The 20,268-nt window shown below is 55.0% G+C and carries 20 protein-coding genes and 1 tRNA gene; 6 read left to right on the plus strand and 15 right to left on the minus strand.

What is annotated here, in order from left to right:
- Nucleotides 1-128 precede the first annotated feature (128 nt).
- The 4 genes from GVI59_RS09895 (at nucleotide 129) to GVI59_RS09910 (ending at nucleotide 2,673) form a co-directional block, all read left to right on the plus strand.
- Entirely contained in the window at nucleotides 129-1,121 is a 993-nt protein-coding gene (locus GVI59_RS09895; RefSeq protein ID WP_173574110.1) for a glycoside hydrolase family 5 protein, read from the plus strand.
- Nucleotides 1,122-1,263: 142 nt separating this feature from the next.
- Nucleotides 1,264-1,749: an Hsp20 family protein gene (locus tag GVI59_RS09900; RefSeq protein WP_173574111.1), complete on the plus strand. Its 486-nt coding sequence runs from the start codon at nucleotides 1,264-1,266 to the stop codon at nucleotides 1,747-1,749.
- Nucleotides 1,750-1,788: 39 nt separating this feature from the next.
- Nucleotides 1,789-2,037: a hypothetical protein gene (locus GVI59_RS09905; protein WP_173574112.1), complete on the plus strand. Its 249-nt coding sequence runs from the start codon at nucleotides 1,789-1,791 to the stop codon at nucleotides 2,035-2,037.
- Nucleotides 2,038-2,304: 267 nt separating this feature from the next.
- Entirely contained in the window at nucleotides 2,305-2,673 is a 369-nt protein-coding gene (locus GVI59_RS09910; RefSeq protein WP_242013045.1) for a hypothetical protein, read from the plus strand.
- A gap of 325 nt (nucleotides 2,674-2,998) precedes the next feature.
- Here GVI59_RS09910 and GVI59_RS09915 read toward each other — a convergent pair.
- From GVI59_RS09915 to GVI59_RS09935, 5 genes are all read right to left on the minus strand, one after another.
- Nucleotides 2,999-3,073 (minus strand) — tRNA-Val (locus tag GVI59_RS09915).
- A gap of 164 nt (nucleotides 3,074-3,237) precedes the next feature.
- On the minus strand, nucleotides 3,238-4,398 hold the full coding sequence (locus tag GVI59_RS09920) for an L-dopachrome tautomerase-related protein (RefSeq protein ID WP_173574113.1): 1,161 nt from the start codon (nucleotides 4,396-4,398) through the stop codon (nucleotides 3,238-3,240).
- Nucleotides 4,395-5,459 carry an aldo/keto reductase gene (locus GVI59_RS09925; protein ID WP_173574114.1) on the minus strand — a complete coding sequence of 355 codons (1,065 nt, stop codon included), beginning with the start codon at nucleotides 5,457-5,459 and terminating at the stop codon, nucleotides 4,395-4,397. The genes GVI59_RS09920 and GVI59_RS09925 overlap by 4 nt, the downstream gene beginning before the upstream one ends.
- Nucleotides 5,459-6,829, minus strand: coding sequence for an amidohydrolase family protein (locus GVI59_RS09930; protein ID WP_408736610.1), 1,371 nt, complete (start codon nucleotides 6,827-6,829; stop codon nucleotides 5,459-5,461). Before GVI59_RS09930 ends, GVI59_RS09925 begins: the two co-directional genes overlap by 1 nt.
- 378 nt (nucleotides 6,830-7,207) lie before the next feature.
- Entirely contained in the window at nucleotides 7,208-8,005 is a 798-nt protein-coding gene (locus tag GVI59_RS09935) for a tetratricopeptide repeat protein (protein WP_173574116.1), read from the minus strand.
- A 759-nt stretch (nucleotides 8,006-8,764) separates the two neighbouring features.
- On the opposite strand from GVI59_RS09935, the gene GVI59_RS09940 reads away from it, so the two are divergent.
- Nucleotides 8,765-9,715, plus strand: coding sequence for an MIP/aquaporin family protein (locus GVI59_RS09940; RefSeq protein ID WP_232878767.1), 951 nt, complete (start codon nucleotides 8,765-8,767; stop codon nucleotides 9,713-9,715).
- 137 nt (nucleotides 9,716-9,852) lie between these two features.
- On the opposite strand, the gene GVI59_RS09945 is transcribed toward GVI59_RS09940, so the two are convergent.
- The 10 genes from GVI59_RS09945 to GVI59_RS09990 form a co-directional block, all read right to left on the minus strand.
- On the minus strand, nucleotides 9,853-10,467 hold the full coding sequence (locus tag GVI59_RS09945) for a nitroreductase family protein (RefSeq protein ID WP_173574118.1): 615 nt from the start codon (nucleotides 10,465-10,467) through the stop codon (nucleotides 9,853-9,855).
- A gap of 22 nt (nucleotides 10,468-10,489) precedes the next feature.
- Nucleotides 10,490-11,614, minus strand: a complete 1,125-nt coding sequence (locus tag GVI59_RS09950; protein WP_173574119.1) for an L-dopachrome tautomerase-related protein — start codon at nucleotides 11,612-11,614, stop codon at nucleotides 10,490-10,492.
- A 41-nt stretch (nucleotides 11,615-11,655) separates the two neighbouring features.
- On the minus strand, nucleotides 11,656-12,486 hold the full coding sequence (locus GVI59_RS09955; protein WP_173574120.1) for a phosphoenolpyruvate hydrolase family protein: 831 nt from the start codon (nucleotides 12,484-12,486) through the stop codon (nucleotides 11,656-11,658).
- A complete protein-coding gene (locus GVI59_RS09960; RefSeq protein ID WP_173574121.1) occupies nucleotides 12,473-13,693 on the minus strand; it encodes a Tm-1-like ATP-binding domain-containing protein in 1,221 nt (406 codons plus the stop codon). Before GVI59_RS09960 ends, GVI59_RS09955 begins: the two co-directional genes overlap by 14 nt.
- An 18-nt stretch (nucleotides 13,694-13,711) precedes the next feature.
- Complete coding sequence (locus GVI59_RS09965) at nucleotides 13,712-14,026, minus strand: antibiotic biosynthesis monooxygenase (RefSeq protein ID WP_173574122.1); 315 nt, start codon at nucleotides 14,024-14,026, stop codon at nucleotides 13,712-13,714.
- 52 nt (nucleotides 14,027-14,078) lie between these two features.
- Nucleotides 14,079-15,455, minus strand: a complete 1,377-nt coding sequence (locus GVI59_RS09970; RefSeq protein WP_173574123.1) for an aminotransferase-like domain-containing protein — start codon at nucleotides 15,453-15,455, stop codon at nucleotides 14,079-14,081.
- Between the two features lie 159 nt (nucleotides 15,456-15,614).
- Nucleotides 15,615-15,857 carry a hypothetical protein gene (locus GVI59_RS09975; RefSeq protein ID WP_173574124.1) on the minus strand — a complete coding sequence of 81 codons (243 nt, stop codon included), beginning with the start codon at nucleotides 15,855-15,857 and terminating at the stop codon, nucleotides 15,615-15,617.
- A 115-nt stretch (nucleotides 15,858-15,972) separates the two neighbouring features.
- On the minus strand, nucleotides 15,973-16,788 hold the full coding sequence (locus GVI59_RS09980; protein ID WP_173574125.1) for a family 1 encapsulin nanocompartment shell protein: 816 nt from the start codon (nucleotides 16,786-16,788) through the stop codon (nucleotides 15,973-15,975).
- Between the two features lies 1 nt (nucleotide 16,789).
- Entirely contained in the window at nucleotides 16,790-17,812 is a 1,023-nt protein-coding gene (locus GVI59_RS09985; RefSeq protein WP_173574126.1) for a Dyp-type peroxidase, read from the minus strand.
- A gap of 564 nt (nucleotides 17,813-18,376) precedes the next feature.
- Complete coding sequence (locus GVI59_RS09990; RefSeq protein ID WP_173574127.1) at nucleotides 18,377-19,414, minus strand: NAD-dependent epimerase/dehydratase family protein; 1,038 nt, start codon at nucleotides 19,412-19,414, stop codon at nucleotides 18,377-18,379.
- Between the two features lie 398 nt (nucleotides 19,415-19,812).
- On the opposite strand from GVI59_RS09990, the gene GVI59_RS09995 reads away from it, so the two are divergent.
- Nucleotides 19,813-20,106 carry a transposase gene (locus GVI59_RS09995; protein WP_173574128.1) on the plus strand — a complete coding sequence of 98 codons (294 nt, stop codon included), beginning with the start codon at nucleotides 19,813-19,815 and terminating at the stop codon, nucleotides 20,104-20,106.
- Nucleotides 20,107-20,268 lie beyond the last annotated feature (162 nt).

The following is a 20,268-nucleotide window of genomic DNA, read 5'->3' on the forward strand; positions in this document are numbered from 1 at the left end:
GGATGACATAATTTTAAAGTCTGATAGTGGATATTTATTGATATGATTAAGATATTTACCAATGCGACAGGATATGTCCGGTTCTGTGTGATCGTTTGATGGTATTTTTATTGGGCCGGAGAAAATAAATGAAACTGATCCGTTTCGTATCATGCTTCGTTATCGGAGCTTCATGTCTTGCGACTGGGCAGGTCAGCGCAGCGCCAGTGGCTGGCATTAATCTGTCCGCAGCCGCGTTTGCCAGCAACAAAGTGCCGGGGCGTGACGGCTGGGATTACATGTTTCCCCGACAGGGAGAGATTGATTATTTTACTGAAGCCGGGATGAAGCTGATTCGTCTTCCCGTGCTCTGGGAGCGGCTGCAACCCCAGCCTTTATCCGACCTTGACCCCGGCTATCTCGCGCACATTCAGAATGTGGTTGCGATGGCGAAAGCCGGTCAGGCAAAGGTCATCATCGATCTGCATAATTACGGCGCATATGGCGGCCAGCTTATCGGGTCGGACGCGGTCAAGGTCGATGCCTTTGTTGATATCTGGGTAAAGCTGGCGCGGGTTTTTGGTAACGATACCGACGTTCTCTTTGGTTTAATGAATGAACCGAAGCTTGCCTCTGCAGGGGACTGGGCGGGTATCCAGCAGAAAGTCATCAACGCGGTCAGGGCCGCTGGCGCAACAAACCTGATTACCGTGTCCGGTATAAACTGGGATGGGGCACATAATTTTCCTCAGGTGAACGGGGAGGCGCTGGCGACTCTTACTGATCCGCTCCACGCTCTGATTTTTGAGGCGCATGAATATTTCGATCAAGACAGTTCAGGGCGCTCGGCGGAGTGCATACCGGAAGATCAGGTGGAAGCCCGTCTGGCACCGTTCACTGACTGGCTGGAGGCTCACAAGGCGAAGGGTCTGCTCGGTGAGTTCGGTGTCAGTAGCAATGACGGATGCCTGGCCGATCTTCGAGTTGCCCTGAACTTCATCAATCAGACGTCAGACGTCTGGTATGGCTGGACTTACTGGGCTGGCGGTCCTTTGTGGGGAAATTATATGTATTCGGTGGCGCCCGGGAAGGACGGAAGCGAGAAACCCCAGATGGCTGTGCTGAAGCAGTTTGCGGAATAGCCTCGGCAGCAGACCTGTTTCTGTGGGGCCAGCCAAGCTGGCCCCCTTGCATGCCACGACAGGAACTCCATATCCTTACAAACAAGCCGGTCGCCCAAGCGGGACCGGTCAGAGAGTGTCTCGCTCACTGGAGGAGGCTGAAATGTCTGGAAGAGTGTTTGGATCGCCGATGTTTCTCGGCTTTGATCATCTTGAGACCATGCTGGAGCGTGCGTCCAAATCATCGGGGGATGGGTATCCGCCCTATAATATCGAACAGATCAGTTCGTCGGCGTTGCGCATCACTCTCGCTGTCGCGGGGTTCACGATGGAAGACCTCCAGATCACGCAGGAGGACAATCAGCTCGTCATCCGTGGCCGGCAGTCCGAGGATCTTCAGGGGCGCATCTTCCTGCATCGTGGCATTGCCGCCCGTCAGTTCCAGAAGTCTTTCGTGCTGGCGGAGGGGATCGATATAGGGGGTGCGTGGCTCGATAACGGATTGCTGCACATCGATTTGTTCCGTCCGGAACCTGAAGTGCGTGTAAGGCGTATTGATATTACCAAGGGCAGCGCCGCCAAATCGGTCGCCAATGATGGTTCCGTTCCTGCATCTCCGCGAACCGTTCGTACCATAGGGGATGAATGATTTTTTTTAATACAGTCTGGCTCAGACTAAGGGGGAGACATGCAGCATAAGACATCCGGCAATACTGCTGCCGCCCGGGATATGATTGATATCCGTAATCTGACTGATGCGCAGTTTCTGAGTCTCGGTCTGCCCAGTCTGGTCTATGTGCGCAGAGATTCTCAGCTCGGACAGGAGGTGTTCGCAATCTACGCTGCGAATGGCGAGTTGATGGGAACCACCGAAGATAGCGACATGGTTCGGTCTGCAATTGATGAACATGCTTTGGTGGCAACTCTGCTGCATTAGGCATCATTGAGTGCATCTGGAAGCAGGGGATGGAGTGGGTGGCCGCTCCATCCCCTGTTTTGTAACGGATGGGCTGCTGGCCATTGAAGCTTTCGCAAAATATCCATAATTTTATAGTCAATTATTGGAAATATAAGATGTTGTGATGAGGTGTCCTGATCTCTTCTGGTTACGATTAGGGGACTGAATTGGTGTTGCAGTGTCAGCATATATCCAGAAAGACTGCGTTTTGGTATAAAATGACATTAAACTGGAAGGGTTTCCACGGTGAAGAGAGTTATAATTCTGTTTTCTATTGGCGCTTTGTTTTTTTGTTCAAACGTAGCAATGGCGCAGGAAGAAGATAGTGACTACGGTGAGTTGATCCGGAAAGTAACTACCAAAGCAACATGCTTGGATTACCTGAATGAAGAACATGATAATTATTCAGGTAATAAAATGGCGGAATCCCAGGCTCCAGACGAAGTGACGAAAGGGCTTTCCAAATCCATCAGGGACGAATGTCAGAAATCCCCAAAGGAAAGCCTTAAAAATGCTGTTTCCAAGGTGAAAAAGACCTACACCAGCAAGCTGTCAGAGATAATGGAGAGAGTTCAGGACGATAAGGACGCCCTGCACAAAGGCGGCGGAGTGTAATAGCTCCTGAACTGGTTTTTGAATGGTGAAATTTTAATTGCAGGTCCTGATCGCCGATTTGACGCCGGAATTATCATCGGGTGCAGTCGGCAGATCGTCAGGACAGCCAGCATGCTGCATGCCACATCCGGCTAGAAGAATTAAAAATGAGAGAGCCAGAAGTTTATGCATATAATTTACTCCGTGTTCATGGAGTGTTACGCTAAATTGTAATAATTGTGAAGTCAGAACATGGTTTTCTGCGCCAGAATAACCAGAGTTTGAAGTATAAGATTATTTGGTAACGCAGTTTGGGTTTCTTTTTAGGCAGAAACCTACAAAATCGTGGTGGGTGCGACAGGGATTGAACCTGTGACCCCCGCCGTGTGAAGGCGATGCTCTACCGCTGAGCTACGCACCCCGATTTTGCGTAGGCTGCTCATAACCAGAACCGACAAAGAGCGCAAGATACAAATGGGTAAATTTACACATCATGAGGAGAGGGGAGCCGCCCATCCTCGGAAAAAGGGATACGCTCTCCACTCCTGCTGGAAATGAAGCAGCAGGTGCGGAGGAAGAGGCTTCTTAGTGAGATGCAGGAGGCGTGATGGGGACCTTTGCCACCAGAAAAGGCGGTTTGCGCAGGTCATGACCATCATGCAGGCGGGGCAGGCGGCTCCACTGACCAAGCACGACATAGACATACCGGGAATCCGCGAAGATTCCATCCGGCCACACGAACCTCGGATCCGAGGCGATCATTTCAAATCCACCACCCGGGTTGCGGCGGAATATGGCGTCATGGTCCGCTGCCGTGGTGTAAATGCGATTCCATGGATCGGTAGCAAGCCCGTCGGCTGCGCCTTTCTCGCCTTCATCGACAACGAGTTGAGCGAGTTCATCTGAGTTGACGGAAAAATCGGCTAATTTTGTCGTAGGCAGACTGTAAAGTCGACGGCTGGCCAGCGGAGAATAATAGAGCGTCTGTGAGTCTGTGGAGAGCGTGACCCCATCAGCTCCACCTGCCGGAAATGTCGGATGTTTGGGATCGTAATGAAGCACCCGTCCATCCAGAACAGTCTGGTACCCCTTGTCCGGCATCGTGGAGACGTGTCCCGCCAGAACACGCCTCTGCTGCCCGGTAGCAATATCCACCACCACAAGGGCGGGGTGACCACCGAAAGAACTGTCAGCGACGAACGCCGTTCCTTTCGCGCCATGCGTCAGATCGACGCGCAGATCATTCATGTGACTATCGGACAGAAGCGCGTCTTTCAGCACCACGCTGGCGATGATCTGGCCGGTCGCCGGATTGATTCCGACAACTTTTGCTCCGCCTGCGGGGATGGAGTGCCCTTTGATTTTCCCGTCATCAATGACCCAGATATTGCCCTGCGTATCCGTCGTCATGCCATGAGGAGAGATGAGGCGGGAGGCAGGGCTGCCTGTCGTCGATTCCGAAAAGGCCGCAGAAGGAAATGGGATCAGGTGTCCATCCTTCCATTCCGCCAGCACCGGCCCCGCATGATCGCCATCATGCTTGGGGAAGGTCAGAAAAAGACGATTATTGACGACGGCGATGCCTGATGGGTCCGGCGCAGTGAGAGAGGCGGCGATTTCCACTGTGCCGCTGGCTCCGAACGCCGGGTCCAGATTGCTGGTAATGGTCGGAGAAGCGGCCTGAGCACCGGAAACAGCGGTGACGCAGACAGCGCCTGTCATAAGCAGAGAAAGCAGTTTTTTCATTTTTCTAGAAATGGCTTGAGAAGCGCCAGGTCAGCCTGTGAAAGACGATCTGACGCCGTCGAGGCCTGATGCCAGTAGGGATAAATCAGCGGTGGTCGGCTGACGGCTTCAAGTTTTGCGATATCGTCCGCACTCAGCGCCAGAGAGGCAGATTTCAGATTGTCGGTAAGTTGCGCTTCCGTGCGGGCGCCGACAACCAGACTGTGCACGCCGGGTCGGGTCAGCAGCCATGCAAGAGCAACCTGCGCGGGAGACGCTCCTTCGTAATGCGTGGCGACTTCGACAAGAACTTCCACGATATCGTAAAGTGCTTCCACGTCGCGCACGGGAGGCTCGCTCCACTGCGCCGCCTTGCGCGTGCCTTCGGGTTCCGGTTTGCCGCGTCGGTATTTGCCGCTGAGCAGACCGCCGGCCAGTGGTGACCAGATCACGGCGTCCACACCCTGATCAACGGCGATCGGTAGTAGCTCATACTCGGCTTCACGGGCCTGTAGCGTGTAGTGAATCTGCTGAGCGACGGGGCGGACAGTGTTGTCTTTCTCTGCCGTGGCAAGCATTTTCATGATGTGCCAGCCGGAGAAATTGGAAACACCGACATAACCGATCTTGCCTGAACTCTGCAGATGATCGAGCGCTGCGAGAATTTCATCGACCGGCGTCTGGCCATCCCATTCATGACACCAGTAAAGCTCGACATGGTCCGTTCTGAGGCGTTTCAGGCTGGCTTCACACGCTCTGATCAGATGATGTCGTGACAGTCCACGCTCGTTCGGGCCTTTATCGCCGGTTGGAAAGCGGGCCTTTGTGGCGAGCATTACGCGGTTGCGACGTGCTGCATCCAGCGCCTCGCCAATGATTTCTTCCGAGACACCATCAGAATAAACATCAGCTGTATCGAGCATGTTCACGCCCGCATCGAGCGCCATGTCGATCTGACGTCTTGCTCCGTTCAGGTCGGTATTTCCGGTTTTGGCGAACTCGCCTTTTCCCCCGAATGTCATGGTGCCGAGGATCAGCGTTGAGACTTTCAGGCCGGACCGACCAAGAAGACGGTACTCCATCAGTTCTTTCCTTCTGAATTCAGGGGAACCGGACCAGCCACCGCCGTTCCGTTTTCCCATGTTTCAACAATCCTGTCGGTGTCACCGATAGTGATTGCGGGGTTGCCTGATACCACCAGAAGATCGGCGCGTTTTCCGGCAGCGATAACGCCCCGATCGGACAGATGCAGCAGATCGGCAGCATTCTGGGTGGCGATATGAATGGCGATGAGTGGTGTCAGTCCGGCCTGAACGGTCAGGGCAAGTTCGCGATGTTCGGCCACGCCGGGCACGCGAAGGGGCATTGCGCCGCTGTCTGTCCCAAAGCCGACCTTGACGCCTGCGTCATAGAGCGTCTTGAGATTCTGCAGATTCATCGCCAGCGACGTGCGGGCGAAATCCGCCTGCTTGCCGGTGGTGTGCTTCTGCTGCCAGACCGGGTCACTCACCTGCTGAAGAAGGGGTATTGATAGTCCGGCAAGGGTGAACGGTGTTTTGGTCCAGGGAGATTGGTCTGCCCACGCGGTGCTGGCTTCATCAAGCTGCAGGGTTGCGATGTACCAGATGTTTCCGGATTTCAGCTTTTCGATCAAAGCGGGAGGAACGGGTTTATCCCTTATGCCGTGGGCAAGAATGTCCACACCAGCCGCAACGACATGTTCTGCGTCATCAAGATCATGAATATGCGCGGCCACACGCAGGTTGCGCTTGTGGGACTCATCCACGACAGCAGAGATAACCTCCGGAGACATTTTTACCGGCAGAGTGCCATCGAAGTCGTCGACCCAGATCTTGATCAGGTCAGTGCCTTCGTCCGCCATTGTGTCCACGTTGCGGCGGGCTTCTTCTGCGGTCCTGGGACGAAACAACTGGTCGGCCGCAACATTGACCGGTGGCGCTCCCTTGGGGACGCCAATGCCCTGATCCACACCAAAAAGATCGGCTGGTGTCTTGCCTGCATGGGCGTCACGTCGCAGCGGGTCAAACACATCTGGCGCATTGTTGCCGAGCGCCGTGACGGTTGTTACGCCGTAGCGGCGATACTGTTCAAGCTCGGAGATGATGATGGGGCGGATATAAAACTGAGAACCTGTTGTAACGCCTTCATACTGTCCGACGTGGCTGTGATCGGAAATGATGCCGGGAAGGACCGTGTCGCCTGAGCGATCCAGAATCCTGGCGTGTTTGGGAATGTTGATATTTTTCCCCACAGCCAGAATGCGACCGCCCTGCATGACCAGTGTGGCGTCTTCAGTGGGAGGCGCTTCCGTGCCGTCGATAATGCGCACATGGGTGAGGGCGGTAACGGGAGAGGAGTCCGCAAGAGCGGGGGAGGCGGAGAGCAGGAGTGCTGCTGTTGTCAGATAAAAACGTCTCATTACAAACTCCATGCTTTTCTGATCCAACGACATAAAGGTTGAGTTCGTTCCATACAGAGGCGTGTAGAAAAGTCATTTCATGCGTTGCCGTCTGCCACAGAAAGCATCTTTGATAGATCATAAAAACTATCAGTGATAAAATTTGCGGTTTCTGTCAGAAAATATTGATGCACCTGCTGTTGTGGCTGATACGTAATAAGGTTTCACAGTGTGCGTTCAGCTCACTTCTTGTCATCATGATAGAAGCGGGAGGTTATGACGCAAGAAGAACGGAATCACTTTTTTGTTATAAATTTAATTCTGTAATTGTTTATTTGTTATTGTTTAAAGCGAAATATTATACGGTTTTCAAAGTAAAATTATGATGTTTTTGTGGTTTTGTTTTGGTTTTCAGGAGGGTTTGCTTTTATCATCTGCGTGGAGCGCCCAGAAGTCTGAGAGTCTGTTGAATTTGGCAGCCGCTGCATCGGGGGGAAGATAGGATATCAGAACGGCCTTGGCTTCATCTGTACGTCCCGCAGCGATGAGGAGCAGAGCATAGTTTTCCCGTGTCCGCGGCGTTGCGTCTCCTGTAACGGCATAAGGTTTGATGATGGCCAGCCCTTTGGAAATATCGCCTGACAGACCAACGGAAAGACCGAGATTGACTTCAGGTGAGACCATGCTGGGGTCAATTTGAATCGCCCGTTTGTACTCGTTCTGCGCTTCGGTATAATGACCGTTTAGATCCAGGGCCACACCGTAATCATCTACGATATGGGGATCATCCGGGTAGAGTTTGACCATGTTTTCCAGAATGGTAAGCGCTGTCTCCGGCTTGCGTCGCATGTATATTTTGACAAGACCCATCCAGCCATCTTTGGAATCATGATTGATTGCGATGATTTTCTTGTAAAATTCGATTGCCGCAGTTTCTCTTCCCAGCGCCTCATGCGTTCTGGCAAGTCTCAGAAGAACGGCGGGATTGTTGGGGTAGCGCTGGTTCAGTTCAATCAGCTGAGGAAGCGCGTTTTCCATCTCGCCATTCTGCAATTCAATATCAGAAACAGCGAGCTGTCTGTCCAACGTCGCCGGTGGATGAGAGCACGCAGCCATCAACAGACATCCAATGAGTCCGGCATGGCGTGTCAATGGTTTCAACTGAATAACCCTTTGATTTAAAGCTTTTTGATAAAGTTTGGAGGTCAAATTAGCTGGTGAATGTCAATCACTTGTAAACAAACTCGCGGATTTTGATAAGATATTTGGAAAACGAAGAGCTGGCCGATTGCTGCGGGTTCGTTGGAGCATGGAGCCGGGGGGATGGTCACAGGTTCAGACCTGATCCACCCGTTTGAAGCGATTCCGGATGGAGGAACATATACTCTCCTCTCCTTGGCCTGACGACGGGCGTTAAACCTTATTATCAGCAGGCGCACTCTGTTCCATGCACGCGCTCAACGCTGAAGCTGCATCATAATGCCATGCTGAACCGTGACAGGCTGTGCAGAAATTGAACCGTTTGTCGGCCGGGTAGGTCGAACGATCCTGCAATCACGCCAACCCATTGCGAGCGATCAGAAGGATGTAGTCTTAATTCTGGAGTGTAACAGCAAGAGCTTAATAAGGTATTTTAGGTGTATTATTTTAAGTAAACATTATAAATATGGAATGTTTTATATATATTAAGAATAGGCTGTATTCAATTAATGATATGTATAAGAAATGAAATGAAAGGAACACTGTTACTATATAACGTAAATCAATCAAAAAATTGTTATATTGAACTTTTTCTATTCAACGCCAATATGTGGTTAGATGATCTCATGAAAATTTATAAAACGACTACCTGAATGCGGGTAGTTGTTGAGGATGGTGAAATAAGAAATGTCACAGGATAAGAAGAGGCATAAGGACTGGCATGTCCATCTGCCGCATCTTCACTTGCCGCACTTTCATCTTCCCCATGTGAAACTGCCACCTATTCACTGGCCACACTTCCATATCCATTTTCATGACCGTCCGCTTGCTGGTGAACCACATCCGGAACGTCCGTTCCACTGGCGGCTCTATCTGTGCGAAATGGTCGCGACCGCCGTGTTGATGGTGATCGGCCTGGCCTGTGTCATCGTTCTTTCTGCTCCCGGAACTCTACTGGGCAAATTACTTAGCTCCCATCCGGCGCTTCAGGCTGCCCTCTGTGGTCTGTGCTTCGGTATGGCGGGAACGGCCGCAGCCATGACGCCGTTCGGAAAGGTGAGTGGAGCGCATCTGAATCCATCGGTGACGCTGGCCTTCATGCTGTCGAAGAAGATCGTATGGATCGATGCTCTGGGCTATATCATTTCTCAGATTATTGGCGCGGTTCTGGGAACAACGGCAGTTTATTGCGTGGGGTATCTCATCTCTTCATGGAAGATCGATGCGGTTGTCACCCATTATGGCGCGACGACACCCTATTCGGGCATTTCCATCTGGTATGCTCTGGGATCTGAGACATTGGTGACGGGTCTGCTGATCGCTACACTCTACTGGCTGGCGGCTCATCCGCGTCATAAATGGATCACCCCCTGGATCGGTGGAATTTTCTTTTTTGTGATGAATCCGCTCACAGCCTGGATTTCAGGAAACAGCGCCAACTTCGCACGCACATTCGGACCAGACCTGTTTGCAGGCAACTGGGACGGGCTGTGGATTTATCTTCTCGGTCCATTCATCGGTTCATCATTGGCTGTTATCGCCATCAAAGCGGATATCTTCGGCAAACTTCATCTCGGGGAAGCCCGGCTTGTCAATTTCGGACATCATGGCCGCGTTCCTCATATGGAGGACCCTCACTTCGTGCATGCGGCTCCCGAGCATTATGAGGAATATAAACAGCACCTTGAGACAATTCAGAAGATACAGAAAGAGAGCTGAGCCAATAGAGACACGGACTACCTGTTATGCTGACCGCAACTTGTGCAGGTCGTGCTCTCTGAAAATATCAGAAAAGCATCCCTCAGTATGTGCATGACAGATAACGTCACGCACATACTGATGATGGGATCTCAGCTTTATTTTTCAAACGTATTTCTGATGATGATCTCGGATGCGGGCAGGATGCCGCCTGTGGGGAAAGGGGCTTTCGCAGGTTTGCCCAGCGCCACGAACATGACGATCTCATGGTCTTCAGGCAGATGGATCAGCTTGCCGACAGCAGGAAAGTCGAACCCGTCCATGGGGCACGTGGCGTAGCCCATGCTCTGGGCCAGAAGCATGATCGCGCCCGCCGCCATGCCACAGGAACGCATGCCTTCATCGCGCTGCACCTGTTCACGTCCGCGATAATACTGATCGATCGCACCGACCATCATCTCACGGGTGTCTGGCTGTGCATTTTCCCAGTAGCGTCCGGGAGATTTCTCCCACGCCCTGATGTCGGCGCACAGGATCAGCAACACGGACGCATCGGTTACCTGCGGCTGGTCCCAGGCAACCTTGCGTATTTCACGACGCAGCGCCTCATCCTGAACTGCTACGAAGCGCCAGTTCTGGATATTGAAGGCGGTCGGCATCCGACGGGCCAGCCCGAGGATGGTCTCGAGATCCTCTTCCGGCATGCGATGTCCGGCATCGAACACCTTGGTCGCACGACGAGCAAGAATGGCGCTGGCAACATCGAGTGTCATAGGGAATCTTCTCCTGATTCTTTCAGTAACGGCGAGAGGGTTTGAGATGAGCGTCAACCGCGTAGATGCTGACAGGCAGTTTCACCCGTGAAACACCGTCATGCTGGAACGTCGCCGTACGGTTGAGCTGTATGGCTGGAATCCAGAGGGCTCCTGTGTCGGTGATCCACAGTGCGTCCCCCCATACCAAGCGTGGATCGTCAATGAAGGTCGAGCCCTGTCCTTCCGGCGTGATTTTCAGAATGCGCAGATGGTCCACATCCGACACATAGAGATTGCCGTCCCCATCAATGGCGGTCCCACCGGTGGTCGGCGTGTCATAGAATGGCTTTACGCGCGCATTGAGCTGTGCATCCGTCAGGGTGTGATTTTCCAGATCTGCTGTCGCAATTTTCGACATCGGCCCCGAGCTGGGCTGGAAATAAAGTGTCTCACCGTCCGGCGAGACTTCCAGCTGATCGGCGTGGATCCGGGCTTCCCGGTTCCCTGTCATCAGGATCTGTCCCTCGGCCCGCATCGGACGTTCATCCGTAACGCAGGGCTGATGCTCCAGAACGCGACGCTGCCGTCCATCACGAAGATTGACAAGAATCAGGCCCGGATCGCCAGCGTCCGTGAGAATGAGCGTGTCGTTATGGAAACGCAGGTCATCAACATAGCTGAAACGCGTAATCCCCTGACGAAGCACGATCAGATGTACGGGACGCCCGGTGGCGGGATCGAAGGCGACCAGTTTCGGAGCAGCGCCATTTGCCGGGTTGGGTTTGCCTCCGACATTCGCCTCGCCAGAATCCACCACCCAGAGTAGTCCGTCCGGACCGATGCGGATGGCGTTGACCCGTACGAAACTGCTCAGCGCATCATGTGAATGCTCCCAGTCATTCCACGACGCATCCGGGAAAGGTCTCATCGAACCGTCGGGCAGAAGCTCGCCCACCGTCGGCCCTGATCCGCCTCCGCCCCAATAGGGGAATGACATGAACACACGGCCTGTGTTCGTGGTCGTCACGGCGTTCATGATGCGATCGGACGAATAGACCGTTTGGAGCGCCGAACCGGGATAGGACTGCGCCCGTGCAGACAGCGCCGGAAAACCGGCGGCGAGGGTCAGAGAAGCAGCAAGAGCGAGGCGTCGTGAAATCTTCATGAGAAAAACCTCCTGCACGGACATGCAGCCTTGGGGAAACGTCAGCGTGTCATCGCCTTGAAGGTGCGGGTCTGTTCAACCAGCGCGGTCTCGGTTGGCAGGCGTTCCATACTGGAAGCGCCGTAGAAGCCGTGACAGTCAGGGCATGCGCTCAGCACTTTCTGCGCATCGACAGGCATGGCGATAGGGCCGCCGTGACAGAGCAGGATCACATCATCGCGCACGCTCTTGGCCGCGTCCGAAATCTCGTTGATCAGCTTGATGCAATCGTCCAGCGTGAAAGCCGTTTCGGCCCCGATGCTGCCGCCCGTTGTCAGACCCATATGCGCGACAAGAATATCGGCGCCGGCGCGGGCCATGTCCTTCGCCTGTTCGGCATCGAAAACATAAGGCGTGGTCAGCAGATCTTTCTTGTTCGCACGGGCGACCACGTCTACTTCAAGACTGTAGCTCATACCCGTTTCTTCAAGATTCTTGCGGAAGTTTCCGTCGATCAGACCCACTGTCGGGAAGTTCTGAATGCCGGAAAAGCCGACGCGACGCACGTCGTCGAGAAATACGTCGAAATCCACAAACGGATCGGTGCCGTTGACGCCCGCCAGAACCGGCGTGTTCGGCACGACCGGCAGCACTTCACGCGCCATGTCCATGACAATCTGGTTGGCGTTGCCATAGGCCAGAAGCCCTGCGAGCGATCCGCGTCCCGCCATCCGGTAACGACCGGAATTATAGATGACGATCAGGTCGATGCCGCCAGCCGCCTCGCACTTGGCGGAGAGGCCAGTGCCGGCTCCACCGCCGACAATCGGTTTGCGTTCGGCGATCAGTCCGCGCAGACGGTGCAGGATGGCGCTACGTTCAATGCGGGGCATGGAAGTCATTCTCCTTGAAAAGATCAATAAGTTCTCCTGCCATGGCCCGAGCGAAGGCAGGATCGTTCATGGCGAGCGGCAGACTGATGAAACGGCGATCCGCTGTCTGTTGCAATGTTTCAAGCAACGCATCGCGGAAAGCTGTATCGGCTGTCGGATCGTAAAAAGGTTGTTCTGGTCGGTCGAGTTGTGAAAAACCGCCTTCCGGATAAAAGAACCGGACGGGTCCGTCACAGCGGTTGAGGCGTTCGCCGATCAGGTGTCCCATCTCGCGGCACTCCTCAACGGTCGTGCGCATGAGGGTGATGAACGGATTATGCCGTACGAAAACGCGGTTGCGATAACGCTCCGGCACTGTCTCCATCGCGCCGAAATTGACCATGTCGAGACCACCGCAACTGCCGACATACGGCGCCTTTGTCCTGGCAATCACATCGAGACGTGACGCCTCGCAGGGGAAGATACCGCCCGCGACGAAATCACAGAACTCGGTTGTGGTGATGTCCAGCACACCTCGCAGAACGCCCTGTGCGACAAGACGCTCCATCGAGTTCCCCCCAGAGCCGGTCGCGTGGAAAACGAGACATTCGAAATCCTTTTCAAGCACCCGGACTGCTTCCGTGACGCAGGGCGTTGTCACGCCGAACATGGTGATCCCGATTGCCGGTCGGATTTCTGGAGCAGGTATATACCGATGGCGCACCATGCCCGCCATGGCGTTGGCCGCATTGGCGAGAATGGGACGGGATATGCGGTTCAGCCCCTGCAAATCCACGACTGGATAGATCATCGCAATATCGGACTCGCCCACATAGGGCTTGATGTTGCCCGAAGCGACTGTGGAAATCAGGATCTTCGGCAAACCGATGGGCAGCGCCTGCATGGCCGGTGCGACGATGGCCGTTCCGCCCGAACCGCCGATACCAATCACTCCTGCCAGATCGGCGCATCCCGGCAGGAAGCGTTCCAGCGCCACGGACATGGCGGTGATCGCCTGCCCCCGCTCTCCGCAGAAAACGGCTGCTGCGCCATCAGGGTGATGGGCCGCCACCTCCTGCGCTGATATGTCCGCTGGACAGGACGTCGAACTGGTGCTGACATCCACGATCAGGGCTTTAACGCCATTCTCGACAAGAATGGAGCGCAGATAGGTCAGTTCAGCTGATTTCGTGTCGGCCGTTCCGAGAAGATAGACATGCGGCGTCATGATCCGCGTCATCCGTCGTCAGGAAAAGGTCGCCACGTCTTCAAGCATGGTCACCGTCGGTGTTCCTTCCATGCCTTTCTCGAACGCGGCTTTCATGGCGAGAAAATGGGGCTGTTTCTCATGTTCATGGATGGCCGCCACGCTTTGCCATTGTTCGATGAACACCAGATGCAGCGGATCATTCAGATCACGACGGCAGGTATAGAAAAGGTTGGTCGGCTCCTGACGGGATGCTTTGATGCAGGCCGTCACAGCAGGCAGAACCGCGTCGAGATGCTCTTTCCTGAGATGAAAGGATGCAACGACAGTCACAGCTTGTGTAGTTTCGTGCACTGGCTTTCCCCCGAATGGTGGTGTGAGGGGAGCCTAATCGAAAGACACACTTTCAGTATATCGGTATAGTGTCACGTGACACTTTTCCCTCTGCGCACAGACAGGCTGATTGCACACGCCTGAGCGCCTCGGGCAGTCGCCGGAACGATACGCTGCCCAACGCAAGACGCACGCCGGTGCTGTGCGGTGTCTCTGTCGCCTGAAAGGACGTTGCGGCAGGCAGGGAAACGCCGAGGTCTCGTGCCTGAGCGATGACCCGCGCAGCCTGTTCCAACGGCATGGGCAGCCACGCATGAAAGGCATGATGGCGGGGCTGTATGGCCTGAGGCAGGCTGGCGGCCACGAGTTCCTGACGACGGATGGCCTCGTTCTGAAGCGCGCTGCGCACGCTTTCCGCCGTTCCGTTCTGCATCCATAGCGCCATCATGGCGTAGGACAGCGGCGCGATCATCAGCGATGAGGCGAGAAGAGCGGGCAGGCACTCTTCCATATAATTGGCAGGTGGAATCAGCGCCCCGATGCGCAGCCCGGGACTCAGGATCTTGGAGAGGCTGCTGACGTGGAACGTGCGTTCCGGCGCGAGTTCCATGAAGGACGGTCGCGATGGATCGCGCCCGGCGACATAGACCCCGTCCTCGATGATCAGGGCGTCGTGCTTCCTGCAGATGGCGGCGATATCCTGTCGTCGCTGCAATTCCATGGTCGCCGTTGTCGGATTATGCATGGTGGGCGTCAGATAGATGACGGCGCGTTCCTGCCGGTTCCGTTGCAGAATTTCGTCGAGGGAGGCGGGAAGCATTCCTTCCGCATCCATCATGGCGGCATGAACGGGCAGATGGTTCTGTCGCATGGCTCCCAGCATGCCGGGATAGGTCTGTTCCTCCGTCACGGCACAGGTCACATGTGGCCGGACCACGTTCAGCGCCACATTGAGCGCCTGCTGCGCGCCTGCCGTCAGAAGCAGGCGTTCCGGTGTCACATCGAGGCCCAGGCCGGCAAGCCAGTGCGCCATGATGCGTCGATGTTCTGGATGTCCTGCGACCGGTGGATAGACGTTGAACAGGTCCGGATCGACCTGTTTCGCCAACTGGTTGAGCGTGCTGGCCAGCGCCCTGTTGCTGAACATCGGTGGCGGCATGTTCGTGGCGAGATCGAATCTGGTTCCGGGATTTTCCTGTCGGACAGAGACGAACATGCCGCGGCCATGCACACTGCGCACCAGTCCACGGCGTTCAAGGATGGCGTAAGCGCGCGAGACAGAGCCGACACCGATACCAAGCCGCCAGGCGAGGTCCCGATGTGCGGGGAGCCGTGAATCTACCTTGAGCTTTCCGGAAAGGATGTCATTGCCCATCGCTTCCGCAAGCCGCTCCGCCGGAGAGGCGGTTCCATCTGCGAGATGAGGGTCCCAAGATGACTGAAGGCGCATATTTTCCTCTGCCCGGACCTCACGTTTCAGAAGTATCCTGTTATTTCCGGAAAGATAGTCTCGCGCAGGTCACCACAGGATTCAAATGCCAGAACTGACAGGGGCGCGCCTTCCGTGAGAAAGACGCGCCCCTGTCAGTTCTGAAATCAGAAAACTGCTTTATTTGACGTCAAGCGTCTTTTTGCCAAGCAGAGCCAGTTCGTCGGCTTCCATACCTTCCGGATTGTGGGTCGCCTTTTTCGCGATTTCCTTTTCCTGCTCGGTCGCGTGTTCTCCGCCTTTCAGCACATGCTCGGCGAGAAGAATAACTTCTTCCTTCGTCAGGAGCTTTGGAGAGTGCGTGGCTTTACGAGCGAGGTCGTGAAGTGAACTGGAAACGTGGGGTGCGCGGTCATGTGACATGATGGATCCTTCTCAGAAATCATGCAGAGCTGTAACGAATGCTACAGAAGATTTCATATAATTTCTGTAGCATTGCAAAGGATTAAACGAAACAGCTAAGCAAATATTCCGCTGTTCAGGACGCCAGTTTTGACGCCGCATCAATGGCGACAGTCGCCTCGCTGGTCAGAACGCGGAAAACGAAGCTTTCCTGCAGGTAGAGTTCGACCGTGTCCGCCGTGTGGCTCAGATAGCCGATCGAGAAGTCCTGACCGATATCGAGCGCCAGATCACCACCACGCATGGAAACGACGAACGCTCCCTCAATGGCCGGAGCCCAGACAAGCTTTCCGTCGATCAGGCTTTCGATATGCTTGCGGACCGGATAACCCTCATCATCGCCGCCGTTTACGGCCAGCCAGGCCTGTGCGCCCAGAACGATCGAGTAAGGACCGTTCACACCGGCGAGACGCAGGACGTCCAGCGCTTCAGTGATCACCTTGGGATAGTCCTTGGGAGAAGCAGGCAGTTTCAGGTGAGCGTTGGACGTGCCTTTACGGATGCCCTGAATGCCGGCTGCCGCATAGCCATCGAAGATGGCGCGATCTTCGGCATAAGCGATTTTTTTTGCGGCGTCTTTCACCGGCTGCCAGTCCGAGTCCAGAGAGCCGCGGTCCACGGCGTCGATCTCTTCACGTGACAGGGTGAAGGGGACGCGCAGTTCCACGAGTGGCAGCACTTCACGCTTCACGGCGCGGACGCCAGCATCGGGCGTCTGGATCGCGCTGAACCGTCCTGTTCCGACGCCTGCGAATGCCTCGCCGTGCGGCTCGGACGTATCAACCACGCGCCGTCCGGCAAGGTGACGTCGAAGGGTGCGCGAGGCTTCCTCTTCGATTTCCTTCCAGGCTGCTCCGGAAACGGGGGCGAGATGGCGATGGAGATTGTTCATATCACTGTTCCTCTTTCAGTGAGCCGATGCTCAGGGAGGTGTCGGTCTGGTCTGGCTGTGTCTCTGGCGTTGCGGGCGTACTGTCCGGTGGCGCAAGATCAGGGGCGCTGTCCAGAAAATCGGATGTCGGGATGAAGAACAGCGTCCCGGTGACAGCTGTGCTGACATCGAGAAGCCGGTCGTAGTTGCCCGGTGGCTTTCCCACGAACATGTTCTGCAGCATCTGCTCTGTCCGCGCGGGGGAGCGGGCGTAACCGATGAAGTAGGTGCCGAACTCGCCCTGACCGGCTTTTCCGAATGGCATGTTGTCGCGGACAATCTGAAGCTGCTGTCCGTTTTCCTCGATATTCGTCAGCACATTATGCGCGTAGCTTTTCTTGGCGCTGTCCGCGAGTTCGATGTCGGAGAGCTTTTTGCGACCGATGACGTCTTCCTGCGTTTCAGTCGGCATCGCATTCCATTTTTTCATGTCATGCAGATATTTCTGGACAATGACATAGCTGCCACCGGCAAAGGCAGGATCTTCATCACCGATGAGTGTGGCGTCGATCGCCGCCTGACCGGAGGGATTCTCGGTGCCGTCGACAAAGCCGAGCAGATCCCGCTCGTCGAAATACTTGAACCCATGCACCTCATCGATAATCGTCGCCACGCCTTCCAGACGCGAGACGATCACGCTGGCCAGTTCGAAGCAGAGGTCCATGCGTGTGGCGCGGATGTGGAACAGGAAATCGCCGGGGGTCGAAGGGGCGATATGCACCCCGTGGATCTCCTGAAACGGATGGAGATCCTTCGGACGTGGGGTGCCGAACAGAAGATCCCAGGCGTTGGAACCAATTCCCGTTACGCAGCTCAGACGTCCGTCAGGAACACGAAATCCCACGCCACGTACCAGAGAGGAAAGATCGCCCAGCAGGTCACGTATCTGGGGAGTTGCCGATGCGGGGACGCCATCGTTGAGGGTGGCGACCATAAAAACTGCGGCCTGGGTCAATTTGGTATCGACGGCTTGAGGCGTGGCCAATGACCGATGCTCCTCTGATACGGTTTTCATGTGACAATGGGGAGTAAGCATAAATTGTCGCCCGACTGTGACAAGGGACGCCGCGAATTAAAATAATCACTATGCGTTTGTATTTGCTGGCCGGTTTGAAATCTGGATGGAATGCAAGATCGTATTTTTGAGTCTTTTTTGGGAGCGCAGCTATATCCGGAGGTCTCTGGATACGTCAGCGTCTGCGTTTCCTTCATGGAAAGACTTTCTGAATGGCATGATCTGCTATGCAGCATCATTGATCCTTCCGGGTAATGGAAAGCTGAGGCTTCTGTAGATGGCACAGTAGAAACAGAGTGAACTGCTGATCGGACTGATGAACAGGTCCGTCGTGGGTCATTTAACGGCAAGGATATGTTGGACCGCGTGGGCACGGATGACGGACGTCACGATATTGGATCGGCGGGCTCGCAAGAAGACCTCCGGTGCAATTGCACCGAAGCTGGAGCGTCGAGACACAATTCTGTCCGGTCATGCTGGTTTCGTCAGTAGCCACGGGATAGCGGTAGGTGATGCAGGCTATCCCGACTGTCCTTACGGTCCGATGCGCGGGAGCACACCCTGTTTCTGCTGGCGTTCGATCGCACGGATCAGGGCGTCGAGCGGATCCGCATCTGCGGAGTATCCGGCCAGTCGGATTTTCGTCATGTCGGAGACGACGTCAGCCTCCGTGCCGAATACGAAGTCTCCGAATTCCCATCTAACCGCCATGGCAAAGTCAGGTTGCACCAGATTCCCGCTGATCTGTTCCCAGACAGGAGCAAGCGCAGGCATATGCTTCACCAGCGAAAACGGGATCGGTTCGCCCACTTCCAGACCGAAATGCTGGGCCAGACGTTCCCAGATCCGTCGCCACCTGAAAGGCGCGTGGACGTAGTTGAATGCCTGCCCGGCCGCGGTGTTCGCCGTCGCCGCCCACAGACTTGCGCGGGCCAGCGCGTGGGCATCAGTGACCTGCGCCAGACACCGGTCATACGTCGTGTAAGAGCCCGGAAACCGGAAGGCGGCCTGATCGGCAGCGCAGATTGCCGCGTAAGCCCCGATGACGGTTGCGATGTTCATCGCATTCCCGGCGGCATCGCCCACGACCACATCGGGACGCAGGATTGTCCATTCCGGGCCACCGGCATCGTGGCGTGCCTGTAATTCGCGTTCCTGCGTAAAATAAAAGTTCGGACCGATGGGACGGGGGTTTTCGTCTTCGTAAAACGGTGTGGAAACAGGACCGAGATGCACCCCATAGACCTTGGCGCCCTGATAAAGGACGACACGCTTGAGCGGTGCGCCGACATGATTCAGTCTGTCCAGAAGATTCCGCAACATGGCCGCATTACGAGTGTCTTCCTCTGCCAGACCTCCACCAGAGCCATAGGCCGCGTAAAACAGGTGTGTAGTGTCCGCAGCCGCTTCCAGCGCTCGTCGCGTCTGCAAGGCGTCAGTCAGATCGGCGCGGATATCTCCATGGCTGCGGGAAAGACCGCGGCCCTCCCATTCGGAAGCTTCAGACAGTTCTTCCAGCAGGGCTTTGCCGATGATGCCGTTTGCGCCGGCGACCAGTGCCTTGTGAACCATGTCTGTCCTCCTGTTGAGCGGCGATGATGCATGGCGTCTGGCAACGCCGGAGATGTCCTTCATTCCTTGTAGACGAAGCCTGCCGGTTGCCTGTTGTTGTATTATTGTAAAATCAGGGTGATCTCTTTGCGTGTCATTGGCTTTCACGGGCAGAGCTTTAACCCGACCTGACAGATCATTGCTGTGAATGTTTCTGCCTGTCCGGTTCGGGGGCTACGTCGCTGGTGTGAAAGTGGTGTGATTGAGTGGATTTTTCGGATATGGCTGCCTGTCGCGATACTGCATATATGATGATCGACAGCATGATTGTCCGGGTACACAGCACAGCGCGGCCCCCTTAAAAAGCGGCGCGGATCAGGCCACCGGCCGATCCCGTGGCAGGCTGATCACCAAAATCCATGCCATTGCTCGATGAAGGCGATCTCGAGGCCTTCATCGCCGACAAGGCTTATGACGCCGATCCCCTCATCGAAAAGCTTGAAGAGCGGAAGATCACACCGGTTATCTCTTCTAAGAAAAACCGACGCAATCCCCGGAAAATCCTGTTCTTGCTTTATAAGAAACGAAATATCATTGAGCGCTTCTTCACCAGACTGAAGCAGTTCAGAGACACAGCAACACGCTACGACAAGCTGAAATCAGCCTTCATCGCGGTTGTACAACTCGTCGTAGTTGGTATCGCGATTAACTGACGACACGTCCTGACAAGCAAGCGTCGGTCTATCGCACCCATGACAAGGGTGCTCAGAGTTGAAATGGAAAAAGCCAAAACGTTGGCGGTCGGTGACTATGTCGTCCAGTGGCGCGGAAAGCCAGTTCTCAACGGCCTGTACTGATCATTCGCTAAAGCATGC

The organism is Acetobacter sicerae (assembly GCF_011516765.1).
Taxonomy (GTDB): domain Bacteria; phylum Pseudomonadota; class Alphaproteobacteria; order Acetobacterales; family Acetobacteraceae; genus Acetobacter; species Acetobacter sicerae.